Here is a 1898-nt window from a genome sequence, read left to right as displayed (position 1 = left end):
AACACGCGGACCTGCGCGTTGATGGGCGCCGTGCCGTCGTTATGCAACGTCAGCGCGGCCACGGGGCGCTCGGCGGAGAGGTCCAGGCGGACGGGCGAGACCTGCAGGGCGGCCGCATCGGCGAACCGGGCGGGCACGGCGCGATCAACCCCGCGCTCAAAACGATCGCTGCACGAGGTAAAAGCTTGCCGGCGAGCCGTCGAGCGTCTCGTTGGAACCGCGCACGGGCGCGCTCGAGCCCCCAGCACGCATATTGCGAGAGCAGCTAAAACTGAGCAATGAAGAAAAATGACGATGCACCGCGTCTTCGCACGCAAGAAAAAACCGCCGCGCGAGCGCCTGAACTGGCTGCTCGTTGCCATCGCATCGGGCAGGTACGGCCACAAGGTCACGACCACAACCCCGACATTCCTCGCTGACTATGTCGCGGCCGTAAATGGGACGATCACGGCAAGTGAAAGCGGGCCGCGCTGCATGACGCTGGGTCAAGACCTCGCGGAGCTCGTCGCGCGCGGCCACCTGACCCGTGAAAGAGCCAAGTCACCTGAGCGAGGAGCTACGTCGGCCTTCCACTATGGATTGACCTCGGCCGGCGAGACACATGCGGCTATCGCTGCGCAAGAAAAAGACTACCTCTAAGTCGCCAGCCGCCGCGCGCGACCACGCAAGAAAGCTCGTCTTAAACGTCGGCAAATATTACATGTCGCTTTGGGACCTTATGCCTTTCGCATTGATTTAAATGACGAAGAACCGGTTTAACATTTGCCCGGTAGCGCAATTTTTTGTGCAAATGCATAATCTTCGATAGATAATAAAATATGATGAGAGAGGGCCATGACCGGGGAATTACGCGACCTATGGTATGTAGGTCATGAAATGCCAACCAACTTGCAGTCCGCACTGGAAGCGCGTCGATGGTCCATCGACGTGGTTCGACTCGACAGCCGTTGCGACACCCCCAGCCGATCTGAGCGCGCCGGCGCGGGCATAGTTGATTTTTCAGGCATTCGACTTCCGCAGGATTTGCCTGTTGTCGAACAGTGGCTCGCCAACTCGCGCCTGGGATGGGTGGCAGTTGGCTTTCCGGATCAGCTCAACGACGCCATGGTGCGCCGGCTGATCCGCAACTACTGCTTCGATTATGTAACGCTACCGATTGCCAACGAGCGAATCGTCGATGCTGTCGGCCATGCGCACGGCATGGTGTCGTTACACGATGAAGCCTCAGACGGCAAGCGAGCGGACGGGGAAAACAATACAGCAGGAATGGTCGGCTCTTGTGAGGCGATGCTCGGCCTCTTCCGCTTAATCCGGAAAGTCGCGATGACCGATGCGCCCGTTTTTATTTCAGGCGAGTCGGGAACCGGCAAGGAACTGACCGCCGCCGCAATTCACGAACGCTCGACGCGGCGCGATCAGCCGTTCGTTGCGATTAACTGCGGCGCGATTCCGGCGCATCTGCTGCAATCGGAACTATTCGGCTACGAGCGCGGTGCTTTCACCGGCGCGAACCAGCGCAAGATCGGCCGAGTTGAGGCAGCAAATGGCGGCACGCTCTTTCTCGACGAGATTGGAGACTTGCCGCTCGAGAGCCAGGCGAGCCTGCTGCGCTTCCTCCAGGAACGCAAGGTCGAACGCCTCGGCGGCCATGGCTCGACGCCGGTCGACGTGCGTATCATTTCTGCGACCCACGTCGACATGCAGACGGCAATGATCGAAGGCCGCTTTCGCGCCGACCTGTATCACCGCCTATGTGTGTTGCAAGTCAATGAGCCGCCGCTCAGAGAGCGCGGCAGGGACATCGAATTGCTCGCCAAGCACATGCTCGAGCGCTTCAAGAAGGACGCGCGCCGGCGGCTGCGCGGCTTCTCCCCGTGCGCAATCGCCGCGCTCCACAC

Annotated in this window: 2 protein-coding genes; both read left to right on the top strand. The window is 60.4% G+C overall.

The features are described from left to right. The first annotated feature begins 288 nt into the window (after window positions 1–288). Window positions 289–639, top strand: a complete 351-nt coding sequence (locus AWB67_RS37085) for a hypothetical protein (RefSeq protein WP_087660770.1) — start codon at window positions 289–291, stop codon at window positions 637–639. Window positions 640–834: 195 nt separating this feature from the next. Continuing rightward, window positions 835–1898 (top strand): sigma 54-interacting transcriptional regulator (locus tag AWB67_RS37080; RefSeq protein WP_200822414.1); only part of this gene is annotated, 1064 nt, incomplete at its 3' end.

The sequence above is a fragment of the Caballeronia terrestris genome (assembly GCF_001544515.1).
In the GTDB taxonomy this organism is placed as follows: domain Bacteria; phylum Pseudomonadota; class Gammaproteobacteria; order Burkholderiales; family Burkholderiaceae; genus Caballeronia; species Caballeronia terrestris.
Note: the sequence above shows the minus strand (reverse complement) of the source record. Positions and strands in the feature narration are given on the sequence as shown.

Bases quoted from the DNA above. Each gene is read 5' to 3' on its own strand.
- AWB67_RS37085 (WP_087660770.1), top strand. From the start codon at position 289: ATGACGATGCACCGCGTCTTCGCACGCAAGAAAAAACCGCCGCGCGAG.